The sequence below is a fragment of the Enterobacter wuhouensis genome (genome assembly GCF_004331265.1).
GTDB lineage: Bacteria > Pseudomonadota > Gammaproteobacteria > Enterobacterales > Enterobacteriaceae > Enterobacter > Enterobacter wuhouensis.
This window is the reverse complement of record NZ_SJOO01000008.1, coordinates 36,952-55,367: the sequence shown is the minus strand read 5'-3', so window position 1 is coordinate 55,367 and position 18,416 is coordinate 36,952. Positions and strand designations below refer to the sequence as shown.

The window sequence follows — 18,416 nt, the reverse complement described above, 5'->3', positions numbered from 1 at the left end:
GTAACAATCCAGATTTGAGGCTTAACGCCCCTCTTTTCTCACCCGTTCAATATGAATGGCGAGGAACATAATTTCTTCGGTTGTCAGCTCGCGCTGGTAGCTTTTGTTCAGGTGCTGCGCGATTTTCTCGGCGCACTTCCACGCCTTCGCGTAGTTGTCTTTTACCGCCGTATGCAGCGAGACATCGTCATCTTCCACCACGGTGCGGGTCAGCATCCGCTGGGCAAAAAACTTCAGGTGCGTCACGAAACGCTGGTAGCTGAGCGACTCTTCGTCGTACTCCAGCTGCAGCTGATACTTCACCAGCTGCAGGATCTCCTGCATGACGCGCGTCACGTGCATCACTTCCGGCATTTCGCTGTTCAGCTGCGCGGTGACCAGATGCAACGCGATAAACCCCGCTTCGTCCTCGTCCAGCTCGACGTTCAGGCGTTTGGCGATAATGGCCCTCGCCTCCTGCCCCAGCTCGAACTCCTTCGGATAGAGACGCTTGATATCCCACAGCAGCACGTTCCTGATCGCCAGCCCGTTCTTCTGCCGCTCAATCGCAAAGTAGCAGTGATCGGTCAGGGTGATATACAAACTCTCCTGCAGCTTGCCCAGCCGCTGCGCCGCCAGCCCAATGATGCGGTCGCAGGTGGTCATCACCTCCAGCGGGATCTGGCTCAGCAGCTCTCCCAGTCGACGCACCAGCTCGTCGCTTTGCAGCGCGAACACCTTTTCAATCAGCGCGGCGTCCAGCGCGTCATTCACGCGCTTCTGAAAGGCCAGCCCGCGGCCCATCACCACCTGTTCACGCCCGCGCTCATCCAGAACAACCACCACATTATTATTAAGAATTTTGGCGATTTTCATCGGAACTCCAGAAACAAAAAAACCTGACCTCCGGCAGAAGCCAGAAAATCAGGTTTTGCCTGCCGAAGCAGTAACAATCCAGTTCTGGCACTCTAACAGTTTCATTCGTAGCCTCAATGCGTCACGAGTAAAAAACGTGACGCAGATCGTACTTGCTAGAAGGTCACGACGGTTTTCAGCTCCGTGACCCAGGCATCCTGGGTGCGCGATACGCCGCCCGGACGGTGCCAGTACTGAATGCCCGGCTGCAGCTCCAGCCACGACACCGGACGGAAGCGATAGTAAAACTCCCCGTTCAGGGAGTGGCCCGGCACCGGGCGATACGCCGGATCGTTATAGTCCGACACGCCGCTCAGGCTGTTCATATAGCGCTGGCTGCGGGCGTACTGGCTGCTCATATCGATCCAGGTCAGCCCGAAGCCAATCCAGTCTTCCGGGCGGGCGTCAAACAGCCCGCGATAGCGCAGCGAGGCGGCGTATACCTGGTGCATATAGTTGCTGCGCTGATCCGCAAGGCTCATGCTGACCGAGGTGCTCAGCCCGCGGTTCGGGTCGTCCGCGTGCTGCGTGAGCTGCTGGTTAAGCCCGGCGTACATGAACCACGTGCGGTTATGCTTCTCGTAACCCTCCGGATCGCTCGCCCCCGCCCCGCCGGATTTCCCACGATAGAGATCGGCCTGCGGCGCGTTGGTGAACACCACGCCAAGGTTGTACGCCCCCGGCAGGCCGTTGATCAGCGGCCGCGCTTCGATTTCGACCGGGAGTAAGACCCCTTTACTGCCCTTTGTCGACCAGCTCCAGGCATGGTTACGGCTGGAGGCATCCGGGTTTTGCTCCATCACGCCGCCTTTTAAGGTGACGGTCGGCGTGACCTTATACGCCAGCGTGGTGCCCCAGGTGTGAACGTTCCAGTTATTCCAGGTCAGCGAGTTGGCCGATTTCCCGCCGCACTGGGTGAGCAGCTGAAAGTCACAGGGGATAATCTGGTCGAAGGTCTGCACCTTGTTCATCATCCCGATGCGCCAGGTAAGGCGGCGGTCGTCAAAGCTGCGGGCAAACGTCAGCCAGCCCAGGCGGGTAATGGACTGTCCGCCCCAGCTCTCCTGGGTCAGGTCGTTGAAGTTCACGCGCGGGTCCTGCACGCGTTTGGTGGTCAGATCGTCATTGTGGTTACGGTTGACGATATTCCCTTCGATACGCGCATCCGGGATGCCCGTCCAGCGCTCCAGATCCTGGTTGAAGGTCAGCGCGAACTGATCGATATAGGCCACGTGGGAGTCGTGGTTGTAACCGCCTCCGCCGTTCCAGCCAATTTCATTCAGGTAACCGAGATTGTAGGTAAAACCGTTATCGTTAAGGATTTGACGAATGCCGAGCATCTCGCCAAAAATGGGGGCCGGCGGAGCTTCAAAACCTAATACCGTTCCGTTCCAGTCCTGCGCCGCTGAAAGCGGGGAAATCGTCAATAGCGCGAGTGCGTAGAGTTTATTTTTATATGCCATTTTAGCAACCTGTGACTGAGTATTTAGTGCGTAACCGGTCGCAGGAAATTTTTCTATTTCCTGTCGTGTTGTCTTTATTAGTTCGAGCGAAAAACGTTAGGCCAAACTTATCTCCTGCGTAAATGACAGGCAAAAAAAAACCTAAGTGCTCCACAGCGGCTAATGCTGTGAAACGCTTAGGTTTTGCCTGTTAGCCAGTAACAATCCTGCGTTAAAACAGTGGCACCTTAACACCGTTGTGCCACCTTGAAAACCTGCATCGTTTTCTATTTTAAAAAAGTGTGAGCAAATTAACGCTTATTATTTTGACTGGATCACCCGCGCAATATCCGCAGAGGTTTGCAGCGTGCGGATCTCCTGGAATAATTCCAGCGCCTCGCTATATTCTTTGCGTAAATAACTGAGCCACTGCTTAATACGTGCGACGTGATATAACCCGGTATCGCCCTGTTTTTCCAGACGGCTGTATTTTTGCAGCAGCGTGACCACGTCGGCCCACGGCATACGCGGTTCATTATATTTCACTACCCGGCTGAGGTTCGGCACGTTCAGCGCACCGCGGCCGATCATTACCGCATCGCAGCCCGTCTCTTTCAGGCAGGCCTGCGCGCTGGCGTAGTCCCAGATTTCACCGTTGGCGATAACCGGAATGGTGAGCCGTTTGCGGATCTCACCGATCGCCTGCCAGTTAATGCGCTCGGCTTTGTAGCCATCTTCTTTGGTACGCCCGTGCACCACCAGCTCGGTGGCACCGGCCTGCTGCACCGCATCGGCAATTTCAAACTGCCGCGCGTCGCTGTCCCAGCCCAGACGCACTTTGACCGTTACCGGCAGGTGCGACGGCACGGCCTCACGCATCGCCTTCGCGCCGCGATAAATGAGTTCAGGATCTTTCAGCAGCGTCGCCCCGCCCCCGCTACCGTTCACCATTTTCGACGGGCAGCCGCAGTTGAGATCGACCCCGTAAGAGCCCAGCTCAACCGCGCGGGCGGCGTTTTCCGCCAGCCATTCAGGGTACTGGCCCAGCAGCTGGACGCGCACCAGCGTGCCGGAGGAGGTTCGGCTCTGGTTATGCAGCTCCGGGCAGAGCCTGTAAAAGGATTTTACCGGCAACAGCATATCGACCACGCGCAAAAACTCCGTCACGCAGAGATCGTAGTCGTTCACCTCGGTCAGAAGCTCGCGCACGAGTGAGTCGAGCACGCCTTCCATTGGGGCCAGTAAAACACGCATAGCAGTACCTGTGAAAAAAGACGCGCTATAGTATCTGCTCCGTATGGTTGAGGAAAGCACGGCGTTCCATTCAGGAATGTCTGGTATGCTCAAAATTCATGATGTGATCCGTGGCACATTTCCGGGTTTAATTGTATGATGAATACGTTTCATCAAGGACTTTCACCATGAGCAAATCACTGAACACCGTCTGGCAATATCTGCGCGCATTCGTCCTGATTTACGCCTGCCTGTACGCCGGGATCTTTATCGCGTCGCTGCTGCCGATCGTCATTCCGGGCAGTATTATCGGCATGCTGATCCTGTTCGTCCTTCTGGCGCTGCAGGTGCTGCCCGCGAAGTGGGTTAATCCCGGCTGCTTCGTCCTCATCCGCTATATGGCGCTGCTGTTCGTGCCCATCGGCGTGGGGGTCATGCAGTATTACGATGTGCTTAAAGCGCAGTTCGGCCCGATTGTCGTCTCCTGCGCGGTCAGTACGCTGGTGGTGTTCCTGGTGGTGAGCTGGAGTTCGCATATCGTGCATGGCGAACGTAAAGTCGTCGGGGAGAAAACAAAAAAATGATGGCTAATATCTGGTGGTCGCTGCCGTTAACCCTGGTGGTATTCTTTGCCGCACGCAGGCTCGCTATCCGTTTTAAGATGCCGTTGCTCAACCCGCTGCTGGTGGCGATGGTGGTCATTATTCCTTTCCTGCTCCTTACCGGCATTCCCTACGAACGCTACTTTTCCGGGAGCAAAATTTTAAACGATCTGCTGCAGCCTGCCGTGGTGGCGCTGGCGTTTCCTTTATATGAACAGCTGCACCAGATCCGCGCCCGCTGGAAGTCCATCATCACCATTTGCTTTATCGGCAGCCTGGTGGCGATGGTCACCGGAACCTCGGTGGCGCTGCTGATGGGCGCGTCGCCGCAAATTGCGGCCTCTATCCTGCCGAAGTCCGTTACTACGCCGATTGCAATGGCCGTGGGCGGCAGCATCGGCGGTATTCCCGCGATCAGCGCTATGTGCGTGATTTTCGTCGGTATCCTGGGCGCGGTGTTTGGCCATACCCTGCTGAATCTGATGAAAATTCGCACCAAAGCCGCCCGCGGTCTGGCAATGGGAACGGCATCCCACGCGCTCGGCACCGCGCGCTGCGCCGAAGTGGATTATCAGGAAGGGGCGTTTAGCTCGCTGGCGCTGGTGATCTGCGGAATTATCACCTCCCTGATTGCGCCGTTTGTGTTCCCGATAATTCTGGCGGTAATGGGCTAAAATTTGCGATGCGTCGCGCAAATTTCATTTTGTTTTCATAAGTTGCATACATAATGAGAAGTGGATCACATATAAAGCCCTAACGGCTCCGTACACTACCGATCCATTAACCTTCATGAGGCACACGCCATGCATCCACGTTTTCAAACTGCTTTCGCCCAGCTCGCAGAGAATTTGCAATCAGCCCTGGCTCCGGTTCTGGCGGATGCGCATTTCCCCGCCCTGCTGACGGCGGAGCAGGTCACGACGCTGAAACAGGCAACGGGACTGGACGAAGACGCGCTGGCATTCGCACTCCTGCCGCTGGCCGCCGCCTGCGCCCGGGCAGATCTTTCCCACTTTAACGTCGGTGCCATTGCACGCGGCGTAAGCGGAACCTGGTACTTCGGCGGAAATATGGAGTTCCTCGGTGCGACCATGCAGCAAACCGTCCACGCCGAGCAGAGCGCCATCAGCCACGCCTGGCTGCGCGGTGAAAAAGCGCTGAGCGCGATTACCGTTAACTACACCCCGTGCGGCCACTGCCGCCAGTTTATGAACGAGCTGAACAGCGGGCTGCAGCTGCGCATCAACCTGCCGGGCCGCGCGCCGCATACGCTGGGCGACTATCTGCCGGACGCCTTCGGCCCGAAAGATCTCGAGATCAAAACGCTGCTGATGGACGAACAGGATCACGGTTTCGCCCTGTCCGGCGATGACCTGAGCCAGGCCGCTATCACCGCCGCCAACAAGAGCCACACGCCGTACAGCAAATCGCCGAGCGGCGTTGCGCTGCAGTGCCGCGACGGTCGTATCTTCACCGGCAGCTATGCGGAGAACGCCGCGTTCAACCCGACGCTGCCGCCGCTGCAGGGCGCACTCAACCTGCTGAGCCTGAACGGCTATGATTATCCGGACATTCAGCGCGCGATTCTGGCAGAAATTGCCGATGCACCGCTGATCCAGTGGGACGCCACCGCCGCGACGCTGAAAGCGCTGGGCTGCACCACAATCGACCGCGTGCTGCTTGCCTGAACCTTCCGGCGGGCAGAAATGCCCGCCCGTTTGCTGAAAAAGCCCTCAGTTGATTCACCGTTTCTTGCGCTAACCAGGCGGGTACAGTAGCCTGAGTAAACTTTCATCCACGAACGAGCCATCTGCATGTTAAAGCGCGTGTTTTACAGCCTGTCTGTCCTGATCGGCATACTGCTGTTGATCGTGCTCGGCCTCGACCGCTGGATGAGCTGGAAAACGGCCCCCTACATTTTTGATGACCTCCAGGATCTGCCCTATCGTCAGGTTGGCGTGGTGCTTGGTACCGCCAAGTATTACCGCACCGGCGTCATCAATCAGTATTACCGCTACCGCATTCAGGGCGCGCTGAACGCCTATAACAGCGGCAAGGTGAATTACCTGCTGCTGAGCGGCGATAACGCGCTGCAGAGCTATAACGAACCGGTGACCATGCGCAAGGATCTGATTGCGGCTGGCGTCGATCCGGCCGATATCGTGCTCGACTACGCCGGATTCCGCACGCTCGACTCCATCGTTCGCACCCGTAAAGTGTTCGACACCAACGATTTCATCATTATCACCCAGCGCTTCCACTGCGAGCGCGCGCTGTTTATCGCCCTGCACATGGGCATTCAGGCACAGTGCTACGCCGTGCCGTCGCCGAAAGATATGCTGAGCGTGCGCGTGCGCGAGTTTGGCGCCCGCTTCGGCGCGCTGGCCGACCTGTATCTTTTCAAGCGCGAACCGCGTTTTTTAGGCCCGCTGGTGCCAATCCCGACGATGCATGAAGTGCCGGAAGACGCGCAGGGTTATCCGGCGGTGACGCCGGAGCAGCTGCTCGAACTGCAGAAAAAACAAGGAAAATAATGGCAGGAGCCAGATTATGCAAACAGAGTATGTATTATTTACAGTGGCCGTAGAGATTGTCGGTTTCTTGTTGCTTTTCCAAAATTTCAGAGACTGGAAAAAAGGTATCACTCACATTCGTTACTACCCTTTTTTTGGTGCCAGGAGGCTTGAACCTATTTATCGTCGTGACGAACCAATAATTTTTCACCTAGTCCTGATATGGGAAACGTTGATGATAGTTGGACTGATGGCAACGATGCTTTATTGCACCTTGTGGCTATATCTTCACGAAATAGGCTTTTTGCAAAAGTAAGATATATCTAAAACAAAAAACCCGTCGCAGCACAAACTACGACGAGCTTTTTCTTACTTCTATTACTTCTTACGCGCGTACTTCAGTGAATCCAGGGCAACCGCGAAGATGATGATGGCGCCCTTGATGATGTACTGCCAGTACGGGTTCACGCCGATGTAGGTCAGACCGTAGTTGATCACGGTGAAGATGATCACACCGGTTACCACGCCGAGCACGGTACCCACCCCGCCGCTGAAGGAGACGCCGCCCACCACGCAGGCCGCAATCGCATCCAGTTCATACATAAAGCCGAGGTTGTTGGTCGCTGAGCCGATACGGCCCGCTTCCAGCATCCCGCCGAAGGCGTAGAACACGCCGGACAGCGCATAAATCATCAGCAGGTTCAGGGCAACGTTAACGCCGGACACTTTCGCCGCTTCCGGGTTACCGCCGATTGCGAAGATGTTTTTACCGAAACGCGTTTTGTTCCACAGCACCCAGACGAAGGCCACGGCGATCAGCGCATAGAAGGTGATATACGACAGGCGGAAGCTGCCCATCGCGATAAACCCTTGCGTGAACGTCGAGAAGCCGCTGTCGAAGCCCGAAATGGGGGACGCGCCCACGAAGTCGTAGTACAGGGAGTTGATACCGTAAACGATGATCATCGTACCCAGCGTGGTGATGAATGGCGTCACGTTCAGGTAAGCAATGATGATGCCGTTAATCAGGCCGATGACCGCGCCGATGGCGCAGACGATCAGGATCACCACGAAAATCGGCATGGTTGCCATTTCCGGGAACACCTTGTTGGCGTTTTCCATCGACTGCAGCATGGTTGCCGCGATAACCGCCGCCAGCCCCACCTGACGACCAGCGGAAAGGTCGGTGCCCTGGGTAACAATCAGACCCGCAACCCCCAGCGCAATAATAATACGCACGGAAGACTGGGTAAGGATGTTACTCAAGTTCAGCAGGCTTAAGAACGTAGGGTCCTGGAAAATAATAATGGCCAGCAATACTAAAAGAACAACGTAAATACCGCCTTCTTTCAGATAAGTGAGAAAACTTTTCTTATTCAACGCACTCATGAGGAGCCCCTGATCTTAAAGGTGCAAAGACGCAAGACGCAAAATTTCGTTTTGCGTAGTCGTTTTGGTGTCAACAATACCGGCAACGAGCCCATTGCTCATCACCAGAATACGATCTGTGATCCCTAACAATTCCGGCATTTCGGAAGAAATAATAATGATCCCTTTATTCTTTTTCGCCAGCTCGGCAATCAGCTGGTAAATCTCAAATTTTGCACCCACGTCGATCCCACGGGTTGGTTCATCCAGCATTAAAATTTCCGGCTGGGTTAACAACCAGCGGCCGATAATGACCTTTTGCTGGTTACCGCCCGAGAGCGATCCAATCTGAGTACGGTGGCCCGGCGTTTTTACGCGCATGGAGTCGATAACCCACTGGGTATCACTCTTCATGCGGGAATTATCCAGCAGGCCGATTTTGCTCTTATAGTTACGGATATTTGAGATTAGCGAGTTAAAGTTAATATCCAGATACGCATAAATACCGGTTGAGCGGCGCTCTTCCGTCACCAGCGCAAAACCGTGGTTTATGGCTTCGTTGGCGTTGTGGTTATTAATTTTCTTCCCGTGCAGCGTAATAGTACCGCCCGATTTTTCGCGAATGCCAAACAGGGTTTCCACGATATCGGTACGTTTGGCCCCCACCAGCCCGGCAATCCCCAGGATTTCGCCTTTGTGCAGGTCGAAGGAGACGTCGCGAATGGACGGCTGACGCAGGGAGGTCAGATTGCGCACTTCCAGAATCACTTCGCCCGGCTTGTTTTCACGGTCGGGGAAGCGCTGGTTCAGGGAGCGGCCAACCATCATGGCGATGATCTTGTCCATGTCCAGCCCTTCCAGCGGCTGGGTGGCAATCCACTGGCCGTCGCGCAGGATGGTGATTTCATCGCACAGCTGGAAAATCTCTTCCATCTTATGCGAGATATAGACAATACCGCAGCCTCGGTCTTTGAGTTTGCGAATAATGGTAAAGAGGTGGTTAACCTCTTTTTCCGTTAATGAGGATGTCGGTTCATCCATGATGACGATTTTCGCGTCATAGGAGAACGCTTTTGCAATTTCGATCATCTGCATCTGGGATACGGATAATGTTCCCACGCGGGCGCGCGGATCGATATCAATATCCAGCTCGTCGAATATCGCTTTGGTGTCGCGATACATTTTGTCCTGATCGACAAAGACGCCTTTGGTTGGATAACGCCCCAACCACATATTATCCATTACCGAACGTTGCAGTACCAGGTTTAATTCCTGGTGAACCATCGAGATACCGTTTTCCAGTGCTTCTTTCGCTGAATGGAAATCGATCTCTTTCCCCTGAAATAGAATGCTGCCAGAATCTTTTTGATAGATCCCAAAAAGACATTTTAATAATGTTGATTTACCCGCACCGTTCTCCCCCATCAGGGCGTGAATAGAGTGAGGACGCACTTTTAAATTAACATTATCGAGTGCCTTAACTCCGGGAAAAGACTTGTTGACGCCTGTCATTTCCAACAAGTATTCACCGGACGACTGAGTAGTTGTGCTGACCATAATTATACCTTGTTGGCCTCGCATATCGCGTTATAAAAGGGCGCAACGAATTGCGCCCAGTGAAGACAAAACAAAGATCTTATTTACCGATAAACTCAGCCAGGTTGGACTGGTCTACGCCCACGTATGGCACGCGAACGATTTTGTTTTCAATTTTCCAGCTGGTGCCGTCAGCAGCACCTTTACCGTCGGCCAGGTTTTTCGCCAGGTCGAAGGTGGCTTTCGCCTGGTTGTTAGCATCGTTCAGAACGGTACCGGCCATTGCGCCAGACTTCACCAGCGCCAGGGCTTCCGGCAGGGCATCCACGCCGAAGACAGGAATGGACGATTTGTTGTGCGCTTTCAGCGCTTCTACTGCACCCATTGCCATCGCATCGTTGTTGGCGATAACCACTTCGATTTTGTTCGCGTTCGGGCCGGACAGCCACGCGTCCATCTTGTCTTTCGCCTGAGCGGTATCCCACATTGCGGTATCTAACGCCAGCTGCTGGGTTTTCAGACCCTTGTCGTTCAGCTCTTTAATCACGTAGGTGGTACGTGCTTCGGCATCCGGGTGGCCCGGTTCGCCTTTCAGCAGAACGAACTGAATCTGACCGTCTTTGTTCAGGTCCCAGTTCGGGTTCGCCGCCCAGTGCTTAGCAATCAGGTCGCCCTGGATAATGCCGGATTCTTTGGAATCAGTACCTACGTAGAACGCTTTGTCATAGCTATCCAGCGCTTTACGGGAAGGTTCTTTGTTGAAGAAGACGATAGGTACGTTCTGGCCACGCGCTTTCTCAATGACGGTGCCTGCTGCAGCCGGGTCAACCAGGTTGATGGCCAGTGCTTTTACGCCTTTCGCCAGCAGAACGTCGATTTGGTCGTTCTGTTTGGACTGATCGTTCTGGGAATCATTCATCAGCAGCTGAACGTCCGGCGCTGATTTACCGTCTTTCTCGATTGCTTTACGCACAACGGACATGAAGTTGTCGTCGTATTTATAGATTGTCACGCCAATACGGGTATCCGCAGCGTGCGCTGCTGCACCAAAAAGCATGCTTGCCATTACAGCAGACAGAGTCAACACCTTCTTATTCATGGTATCTCCGGTTTTTTTTATGCAGGGTAGTTCTTGTGAATTAACGGTCGGCGGGCAGGTGTTAATAAAACGTTACTGATCGCCGAAGTTCACTTATAAAATTTCTATCTTCCGTGTTCGGTAACGCTCCAGAAATGCGTTTTATTCGTCGTTTGCGGCACTTTGACTATAGTGAAAGTGAATAATCACCGTTACATAGCGTTTCAGCCCCTAAAACGCTGACATCATAGTCAGCGCCTTGTTAAGATACTGTGAATTTACTCACAGATTGAAAACGGTTACATCACGCAGTGTAATCAGTTAGTGATCGGAACCACAGTTTGCCGCCCCGATACTGAATGGCGACGCACTAAAGTCGGCATGAAACAGTGAGTTGCATCAGGATCTAACAGCCCCGCCGCCCCCTGTAGCGCCAGCTCTGTCGCCAGTTTTGCCATGGAGGCTATCGGGTAACGCACCGTGGTGAGCTGCGGGTCGGTGTAACGGGCAATGGGGATATCGTCGAAGCCAATCAGCGATAAATGCTGCGGCACAGCAATGCCGTTGTCTTTCAACGCCGTCAGCGCTCCCGCGGCCATGCTGTCGTTGTACGCAAATACGGCAGAGAGCTGCAGGTTGCGCCCCAGCAGCTCGACCATTGCCGCCTCTCCCCCCTGCATATCCGGCGAACCGGTTCCCACCCAGCTCTCAGGCGGCACGATGCCGTGCTCTTTCAGCGCGTTTTGCCACCCTTCCCGACGCATTTCGTCGTCTTCAATACGGTGGCTGGAGGCAAGATAACCGATGCGCTGATGGCCGTTGTTGATGAGCATCCGGGTCGCCATCATCGCGCCGCTGACGTTATCCAGCCCAACGCAGCGGTGCGCATAGCCCGGCACAATCCGGTTGATAAGCACCATGCCGGGGATCTGCTCCATAAATCCGGAAAGCTCTTCATCGCTGAGTGCTTTTGAGTGGACGATCAGGGCGTTACAGCGCTGGCGAATCAGCACCTCGATGGCGTGACGCTCTTTTTCAGCCTCGTGATAGCTATTGCCGATCAGCACGTATTTATGATGCTGCTGGGCAACGACGTCCACGGCTTTGACCAGCGCGCCGAAGAAGGCATCAGATACATCCATCACCACCACGCCGATGGTGTCGCTGACCTGCGTCGCCAGCGCCTGCGCATTGGCGTTTGGCCGGTATCCCAGCTGGGTCACGGCTTTCATTACGGTTTCACGGGTTTCAGGGCTAACCAGCGCGCTGCTGTTCAGCACGCGAGAAACGGTCGCCACGGAAACGCCCGCCAGACGGGCGACGTCACGAATGGTGATCATATTCACCATCCTTCAAAGGATTGCAGCAGCTCACAGACACCCCCTGTGTTTAGCAAGGTGGCTATTCTGGCAGCGAGAGAGAGGGGACTACGTGAAGAAGCTCACACAGATGAAAACGCTTACATCCGTTTTGTTAATGATTGTGATCCAGATCGTTATCTGGATGTATTACGCAATGATACACCCGAAGCAAGTGCGGTTAATTGTCGCCACATCCACTCCAGCGGGCCCTGACGGAAGAATCGCAGCCAGATAACGGAAAACATCACGTTAACAATCCAGACCGGGACAACAAACGCCAGCAGCGTCAGGCGGTCGAACTTCATAAACAGGCCAAATCGATAGAAAAGCATGGTGCAGATCAGCGTCTGCATAATGTAGTTGCTTAATGCCATGCGGCCAACGCAGGCCACCGCGCTGACGATCCACAGGCGCGACAGCTGCGGCCAGAAGCCATAGATCAGCGCCGCGTAGCCGATAGTCTGGAACGGCGCGCTTAGCTCGCGCGGTACCTGCAGCAGGAACGCGCACCAGCGGTAATCCCACTGGAGGTGCCACTGCGCAACCACCGCCGGAAGATTAATCAGCACGCCCAGCAGCACCAGCCCTGCCCCGGTGCGGCGGTAGTGGCGCAGGCTGAATTCGCCCTTCAGCCAGCCGGTGCGCATCAGCGACGCGCCCATCAGCATCATTCCCGCCAGCTGCCAGCCGTACTGCGCGCCCAGCGCGAGGAGATTATCGCCCAGCATATCCGCACGATTGCTGATGGCTTCCGTACCGCCTTTCAGCTTCCAGAACTGCTCGTACTGCAGGTTGGCCGCATCGGGTATCCACGAACGGTTCGTCGACTCACCGGAGATCATCCCCAGCAGCAGCAGTACGGCCAGCCCCATGACGTACAGCATCACCCCGGTATTAAACAGACTTTTCACGCCGGGCGCATCGCGGATAAGCCGCCAGCAGATCAGCCCGACTAAACCATAGGCCAGCAGAATATCGCCATCCCAGAAGAGCAAACCGTGAATAAAACCGAGGATGACCAGCAGCGTTAAGCGCGACTGGATCCAGCGCGTGCCGCGCTTGAGTAACAGCTGAAGCCCTGCGCCAAAGAGCAGCGCAAAGAGGGTGAGGAATTTTACCTGCGCAAAGAGATCGAGGATCGCCCACGTCCAGGCATCGCTGCGGGTGATATCGCCATACCAGGCGGGATTAAGGTACGCCGCCTTCGGCAGGCCGAAGGCGCTGATGTTCAACAGCAGGATACCGAGGATCGCGACGCCGCGGACAAAATCGAGCGTGACGTTTCGCTCCATGGTCCCTGCCCTGTCTTATTAGTTGTGGTGACGCACGGCGCGCAGGAACTCCTGGCGGGTGTTCTGGCTCGACTTAAACAGGCCGCCCAGAGAGGTGGTGGTGGTCGCGCTGGTCGCGTCGCGTACGCCGCGGGCCTTCACGCAGTAGTGAACCGCGTCGATAGAAACCGCCACGTTATTGGTGCCCAGCAGGGTTTGCAGCGCGGTCAGGATCTGCTGCGTCAGACGCTCCTGCACCTGCGGACGCTGGGAGAAGAACTGCACGATGCGGTTGATCTTGGAGAGACCAATCACCGTGTCTTTTGGAATATACGCCACCGTAGCCTTACCATCGATAGTCACGAAGTGATGCTCGCAGGTGCTGGTCAGCGTGATATCGCGCACCGTTACCATTTCATCGACCTTCATCTTGTTTTCGATGACGGTGATTTTCGGGAAGTTCGCGTAATCGAGGCCAGAGAAGATCTCATCGACGTACATTTTTGCGATGCGGTGCGGCGTCTCCATCAGGCTGTCATCGCTCAGATCGAGATTCAGCAGTTGCATGATCTCGGTCATATGCCCGGAAATCAGACGCTTACGGGTTTCATTATCCAGTTCCTGAACCGGTGGACGCAGCGGCGTTTCGAGACCGCGCGCAACCAGGGCTTCATGGACCAGGGCAGCTTCTTTACTGAGTGATGGCATTCTTTTCTCCTGCAGGTGTGGCGTCTTTTGCCCTCGTTGTGGCAAAAGTGTGCGCTCATTGTGCGTGAGGCGGCGCACATAATCCAGTATTCACGACGATAATTATTGCAATTGCTGCTGCCTTTCGGCCTGGCGGTTCCAGACTAACGCCCCGCCGACAAACAGCGCGATGCCGGCCAGCCCCAGCGCGGGCTCCAGCTGATGGGTAAGCCAGGTTGAAAGCGCCGAAGTAACGGGGCCAACCAGCTGGCCAATGGCGTAACCCGTGGTGAGCAGTCCCGCCATATAGCGCGTGTGGTTTGGCGCCAGCTCGCGACCGTATAAAAGAGAGAGCTGCACGGCACATAAGAAGCCGCCGCCCACCAGCAATCCGCCGATAAGCAAGCCGCCAACGCCCGGCAGCAGCCAGGCGGCGAGCACGCCAACGGCCTGTAGCCAGAGCACGATCGCCAGCCTGCGGTTAGAGGTAGAGGCGTGGCGCAGCGCGATACTCAGCGCAATGCCGAGAACGGACGCAGCGCCAAAAATCGGCCAGACAAACTGGGCGAACAGGCTGCCGGGAAAACGCGCCGCCGCCATCTGTGATAAAAAGGTTGCCGGAAGGATATAGCCAAATCCCGCCAGGCTGTAGCTCCAGACCAGGCGCTTTAAATCCGTCGTCAGCACCAGCGGTTCCGGCGCTGTTCCCGGTCGATGCAGCTGGCCTGAACGCGGCAAGTATCGCGCGACCAGCACAACCAGCACCAGCGCCAGCACGCCGTAGATTTGCCATGCCGCTCCGGCAGAGAGTGACCTCGCCTGAATGTAGACGGCAAGCAGCCCGCTGAGGGCGATACCAGCCCCCGGCCCGGCAAACACGGCGGCGCTGAGTCCAGGTTTACCCAGTTGCCCCAGCCGTTCGTTGGTCCAAGCGGCAATTAGCACCATTGACCACCCGCTCATGCAGCCAATCACAAAGCGCAGCAATCCGTGTATGACCGCATTGTCAGCAGCCGCCGAGAGCAGCGTCAGCGCTACGGCGCCAAAGATACCCAGCCAGAGGCGTGTTTCCACAAAACGGTGAGCGCGCATGGCATCCCACGCCCCCACCAGATAGCCCAGATAGTTCATCGCCGCCACCAGACCCGCGCTGGTAAGCGTGAGTTGCCCGGCGGCAATCATCAGCGGCACCTGAGGCGTAAAGGCAAAGCGCCCTATCCCCATCGCCACCACCAGAACCACAAATCCGCTGAGCGCGATACGCAGCGCCATGACCGCTCCAAATGTTAAAGAAAAGTAAATTTATGATGCAGCATCTGACCGCAAGGGGGAAGTGAAAGTTACTCACAGGTCAATGAAAACTCTGTATTATGGATTGTGTGAATAGCAATACGTTTAAAGGAGCCCTGCATGGAACTGCTCGAAGAGCACCGTTGTTTTGAAGGTCGACAGCAGCGCTGGCGGCACGACTCCACCGTTCTGAACTGTGCCATGACGTTCAGCATTTTTCTGCCGCCGACGGACAATCCGCCGGTTCTGTTCTGGCTTTCCGGCCTGACCTGTAATGACGAAAACTTCACCACCAAAGCGGGCGCGCAGCGTGTTGCGGCCGAGCTGGGCATTGCGCTGGTTATGCCCGACACCAGCCCGCGCGGCGATGATGTGGCCGACGATGCCGGGTACGATTTAGGTAAAGGCGCCGGTTTCTATCTGAATGCCACCGAGCAGCCGTGGGCGAGCCACTACCGCATGTATGACTATATTCGCGACGAGCTGCCTGCGCTGGTTCACTCTGAATTCGCGGTGAGCGACCGCTGCGCGATTAGCGGGCACTCTATGGGCGGACATGGCGCGTTAATCATGGCGCTGAAAAACCCAGGGAAATACGTCAGCGTGTCGGCTTTTGCGCCGATCGTGAACCCTTCTCAGGTGCCGTGGGGACAGAAAGCGTTTACGCACTATCTTGGAAATGATGAGCAAACGTGGCAGGAATGGGACAGCTGTGCCCTGATGCTGGCAAGCCATGCCGGGAATGCGATCCCGATGCTTATCGATCAGGGCGATGCGGATCAGTTTCTCGCCGGGCAGCTACAGCCCGCGGTGTTTGCCGAAGCCGCGCGCCAGAAGGACTGGCCGCTGACGCTGCGCATTCAGCCGGGATACGACCACAGCTATTACTTTATGGCGTCCTTTATTGAGGATCATCTCCGCTTCCATGCGGAGCATTTGTTCGGGTAAGTGCGAGTGTGTGCGCTCTGATGCCCTCACCCTGACCCTCTCCCACAGGGAGAGGGAACAAACACTAAAAACGGCAACTTACGTTGCCGTTTTGCTTTCACCCTGGCCTCATCAGAACTTATAATCCACGCCCACAAAGTAGCGACGGCCATCTTCCGTGTAGCTGTAATCGTCACGGCTCAGATCTTTATCCAGCAGGTTCTGCACGCCCGCGCGCAGCTTAACCGCTTTCGTTACCTGCCATGCCGCACCGGTATTCCAGATCACGTAGCCGCCCGGCGTCGGTTCGCCGCTGGTCAGCGCGCGTTTCTCGCCCTTATAGTTGCCCTGCACGTAGAAGGACCAGTCCTGCGTTGCCTTCCAGTCAACGGTTCCGTTGGCGGTGTGGAACGGCAGTTCGGACAGCGGTTTGTTGCCGCCGTTGCTGATGTCACGCCCGTCGTTATAGGTGTAGTTCAGCGTCACCTTCCAGTCTTCGGCAACCGGGAACTTCACCTCGGTTTCCACCCCGCGGATGCGCGCCTTGTTGACGTTGTAATACCGGAAAATAGGCTCGCCGTCGGCATTCAGCCCGACGTAGTTCGGGTAGCTTTGCGCCTGATTCACATTGGCCGTACGGCTGATGCTGATGCGGTCATCCACATCGTTCTGGAAGGTGGTAATGCTGGCCTGGACGCCCTCTAACCAGCCCTCTTCCCCGCTGTAGTACAGTCCGAGCTCAAAGCTTTCGCTGGTTTCTGGTTTCAGATCCGGGTTACCCACAATTTCACAGGCGCCGCGGCACGAGCCGGTCACCCAGTCCGGGCTAAGCTGCAGCAGAGACGGGGCCTTAAACGCGGTCGCCCAGCCGCCTTTCACCGTTACGGTATCGGTCGCGTTGTAGACCAGATAGGCGCGCGGGCTCCAGTGATCGCCATAGGTTTCATGGTCATCCATACGGATGCCGGTTGTCAGCGCCAGAGGTTCAAAGATACGCCACTCATCTTCCAGGAACAGCGCGTACTGGCTTGCCGAGGTCGTGCTGCTGGAGCCGCCCGTCAGGTTAACGGGGTCCTTCAGCTTGTCGTGGCGCCACTCGCCGCCGAAGGTCAGCATCTGGTTGATTTCGCCGAGCGGGAGGATGTATTTCCCATCCACCGCGTTGCTCTCGGAGGTGATCGGACTGCTGTTACCCGGGTTTTTGTTATCGACCTTCTCGCCGTAGACCTTCAGCTCGCTGTTGCCCACGTCCCAGCGGCCGTTGTGGCTGAGGGAGTAGTTCTGACGCTCAAGACGGTTTTTGTCGAGGGAATCGGATTCGCGATCCTGCCGGTCAAAGCCATAGCCCGCGGTGAAGTCGTGGTTTTCCGTCGGCGTCCAGGCGAATTCAACGTTGGCATCGCGGCTGGTGAAGCCCTCAATGCGCGGCGTTTCACCGGTCGCGGTGGAAGAGGATTTTTGCTGATCGTCTTTTTCGCGCTTAGAGACGCTGCCGTAGGCCTTAAGCCCCAGCACGCCATCGACCAGCGGGCCGCTGGTGTAGAACTGGCCGTTGTTGGTATCACCGCGATCGCGGTGTTCCTGAATAGTGGAATCGGCACTCAGGGTTCCGGTCCATTTCTGGCCGATTTTTTTGGTAATAATGTTGACCACGCCGCCTAGGGCGTCGGAGCCGTAGAGGGAAGACATCGGTCCGCGCACCACTTCGATACGCTCAATGGCGTCAACCGGCACCCAGTTCAGGTCAAAATCATTATGGCGGAATACGGCGTTGCGGGAGTTAACGCGCTTGCCGTCAACCAGGATCAGCGTATAGCTGCTGTCCAGACCGCGAATACTTACCCCTTTGCGGTTGTCACCTTCGTCAGTGAGCTGTACGCCCGGCACATCCTGTAACACATCTTTCAGGTTCTGAACGGGTTTACGCTGCAAATCTTCCTGGGTGATGACGCTGATGCTCGCCGGTGCGTCTTTCAGGTTTTGCTCGGTCGCGGAGGCCGTTACAACCATTGTGTCGCCGGATTCCGCAGCGATGACAGGCAGTGCCAGGGACATTGCGGATGCACAAAGCCCTCCCCTGACGATGGGATTCAACCTAAACATTCCATATCTCCATGAGGTAAATACAACTAAATCAGATAATTATTACTCACAATGTGTTTCTGCCCGCCTGCTTCTCTGGCCGGTCGGGTACCTACTCATTTTCCCGTAACG

The 18,416-nt window shown here is 55.9% G+C and carries 17 protein-coding genes; 6 read left to right on the top strand and 11 right to left on the bottom strand.

What is annotated here, in order from left to right; genetic code table 11:
* Positions 1 to 21 precede the first annotated feature (21 nt).
* The 3 genes from bglG to dusC form a co-directional block, all read right to left on the bottom strand.
* A complete protein-coding gene (gene bglG / locus E0L20_RS17055; protein ID WP_131634986.1) occupies positions 22 to 855 on the bottom strand; it encodes a transcriptional antiterminator BglG in 834 nt (277 codons plus the stop codon).
* A gap of 155 nt (positions 856 to 1,010) precedes the next feature.
* Positions 1,011 to 2,357 (bottom strand): carbohydrate porin, encoded by a 1,347-nt coding sequence (locus E0L20_RS17050; RefSeq protein ID WP_131634985.1) that lies wholly within the window; start codon positions 2,355 to 2,357, stop codon positions 1,011 to 1,013.
* A gap of 300 nt (positions 2,358 to 2,657) precedes the next feature.
* Positions 2,658 to 3,590, bottom strand: coding sequence for a tRNA dihydrouridine(16) synthase DusC (dusC, locus tag E0L20_RS17045; RefSeq protein WP_131634984.1), 933 nt, complete (start codon positions 3,588 to 3,590; stop codon positions 2,658 to 2,660).
* 167 nt (positions 3,591 to 3,757) lie between these two features.
* On the opposite strand from dusC, the gene E0L20_RS17040 reads away from it, so the two are divergent.
* The 5 genes from E0L20_RS17040 (at position 3,758) to E0L20_RS17020 (ending at position 7,000) form a co-directional block, all read left to right on the top strand.
* Complete coding sequence (locus E0L20_RS17040) at positions 3,758 to 4,153, top strand: CidA/LrgA family protein (protein ID WP_119937011.1); 396 nt, start codon at positions 3,758 to 3,760, stop codon at positions 4,151 to 4,153.
* Positions 4,150 to 4,845: a CidB/LrgB family autolysis modulator gene (locus E0L20_RS17035; protein WP_131634983.1), complete on the top strand. Its 696-nt coding sequence runs from the start codon at positions 4,150 to 4,152 to the stop codon at positions 4,843 to 4,845. Before E0L20_RS17040 ends, E0L20_RS17035 begins: the two co-directional genes overlap by 4 nt.
* Before the next feature lie 129 nt (positions 4,846 to 4,974).
* Entirely contained in the window at positions 4,975 to 5,859 is an 885-nt protein-coding gene (cdd, locus tag E0L20_RS17030; protein ID WP_131634982.1) for a cytidine deaminase, read from the top strand.
* 126 nt (positions 5,860 to 5,985) lie between these two features.
* Positions 5,986 to 6,705, top strand: coding sequence for an outer membrane permeability protein SanA (gene sanA, locus E0L20_RS17025; protein ID WP_131634981.1), 720 nt, complete (start codon positions 5,986 to 5,988; stop codon positions 6,703 to 6,705).
* Between the two features lie 16 nt (positions 6,706 to 6,721).
* Positions 6,722 to 7,000 carry a hypothetical protein gene (locus tag E0L20_RS17020; protein WP_131634980.1) on the top strand — a complete coding sequence of 93 codons (279 nt, stop codon included), beginning with the start codon at positions 6,722 to 6,724 and terminating at the stop codon, positions 6,998 to 7,000.
* 62 nt (positions 7,001 to 7,062) lie between these two features.
* Here the strand turns inward: E0L20_RS17020 and mglC are convergent, their stop codons facing one another.
* The 7 genes from mglC to E0L20_RS16985 form a co-directional block, all read right to left on the bottom strand.
* Entirely contained in the window at positions 7,063 to 8,073 is a 1,011-nt protein-coding gene (mglC, locus tag E0L20_RS17015) for a galactose/methyl galactoside ABC transporter permease MglC (RefSeq protein WP_119937015.1), read from the bottom strand.
* A 15-nt stretch (positions 8,074 to 8,088) separates the two neighbouring features.
* A complete protein-coding gene (gene mglA, locus E0L20_RS17010) occupies positions 8,089 to 9,609 on the bottom strand; it encodes a galactose/methyl galactoside ABC transporter ATP-binding protein MglA (RefSeq protein WP_131634979.1) in 1,521 nt (506 codons plus the stop codon).
* Between the two features lie 79 nt (positions 9,610 to 9,688).
* On the bottom strand, positions 9,689 to 10,687 hold the full coding sequence (gene mglB / locus E0L20_RS17005; RefSeq protein ID WP_119937017.1) for a galactose/glucose ABC transporter substrate-binding protein MglB: 999 nt from the start codon (positions 10,685 to 10,687) through the stop codon (positions 9,689 to 9,691).
* Between the two features lie 296 nt (positions 10,688 to 10,983).
* Complete coding sequence (gene galS, locus E0L20_RS17000) at positions 10,984 to 12,006, bottom strand: HTH-type transcriptional regulator GalS (RefSeq protein WP_131634978.1); 1,023 nt, start codon at positions 12,004 to 12,006, stop codon at positions 10,984 to 10,986.
* 155 nt (positions 12,007 to 12,161) lie between these two features.
* Positions 12,162 to 13,319: a DUF418 domain-containing protein YeiB gene (gene yeiB / locus E0L20_RS16995; protein ID WP_131634977.1), complete on the bottom strand. Its 1,158-nt coding sequence runs from the start codon at positions 13,317 to 13,319 to the stop codon at positions 12,162 to 12,164.
* A gap of 18 nt (positions 13,320 to 13,337) precedes the next feature.
* The gene (gene folE, locus E0L20_RS16990; RefSeq protein ID WP_131634976.1) at positions 13,338 to 14,006 is read right to left on the bottom strand and encodes a GTP cyclohydrolase I FolE; all 669 of its coding nucleotides are present in this window, start codon (positions 14,004 to 14,006) and stop codon (positions 13,338 to 13,340) included.
* 102 nt (positions 14,007 to 14,108) lie between these two features.
* Positions 14,109 to 15,257, bottom strand: coding sequence for a YbfB/YjiJ family MFS transporter (locus tag E0L20_RS16985; RefSeq protein WP_131634975.1), 1,149 nt, complete (start codon positions 15,255 to 15,257; stop codon positions 14,109 to 14,111).
* Between the two features lie 138 nt (positions 15,258 to 15,395).
* On the opposite strand from E0L20_RS16985, the gene fghA reads away from it, so the two are divergent.
* Complete coding sequence (fghA, locus tag E0L20_RS16980) at positions 15,396 to 16,223, top strand: S-formylglutathione hydrolase (protein ID WP_131634974.1); 828 nt, start codon at positions 15,396 to 15,398, stop codon at positions 16,221 to 16,223.
* A 111-nt stretch (positions 16,224 to 16,334) separates the two neighbouring features.
* Here fghA and cirA read toward each other — a convergent pair whose 3' ends face one another.
* A complete protein-coding gene (cirA, locus tag E0L20_RS16975) occupies positions 16,335 to 18,305 on the bottom strand; it encodes a catecholate siderophore receptor CirA (RefSeq protein WP_131634973.1) in 1,971 nt (656 codons plus the stop codon).
* Positions 18,306 to 18,416: the final 111 nt, after the last annotated feature.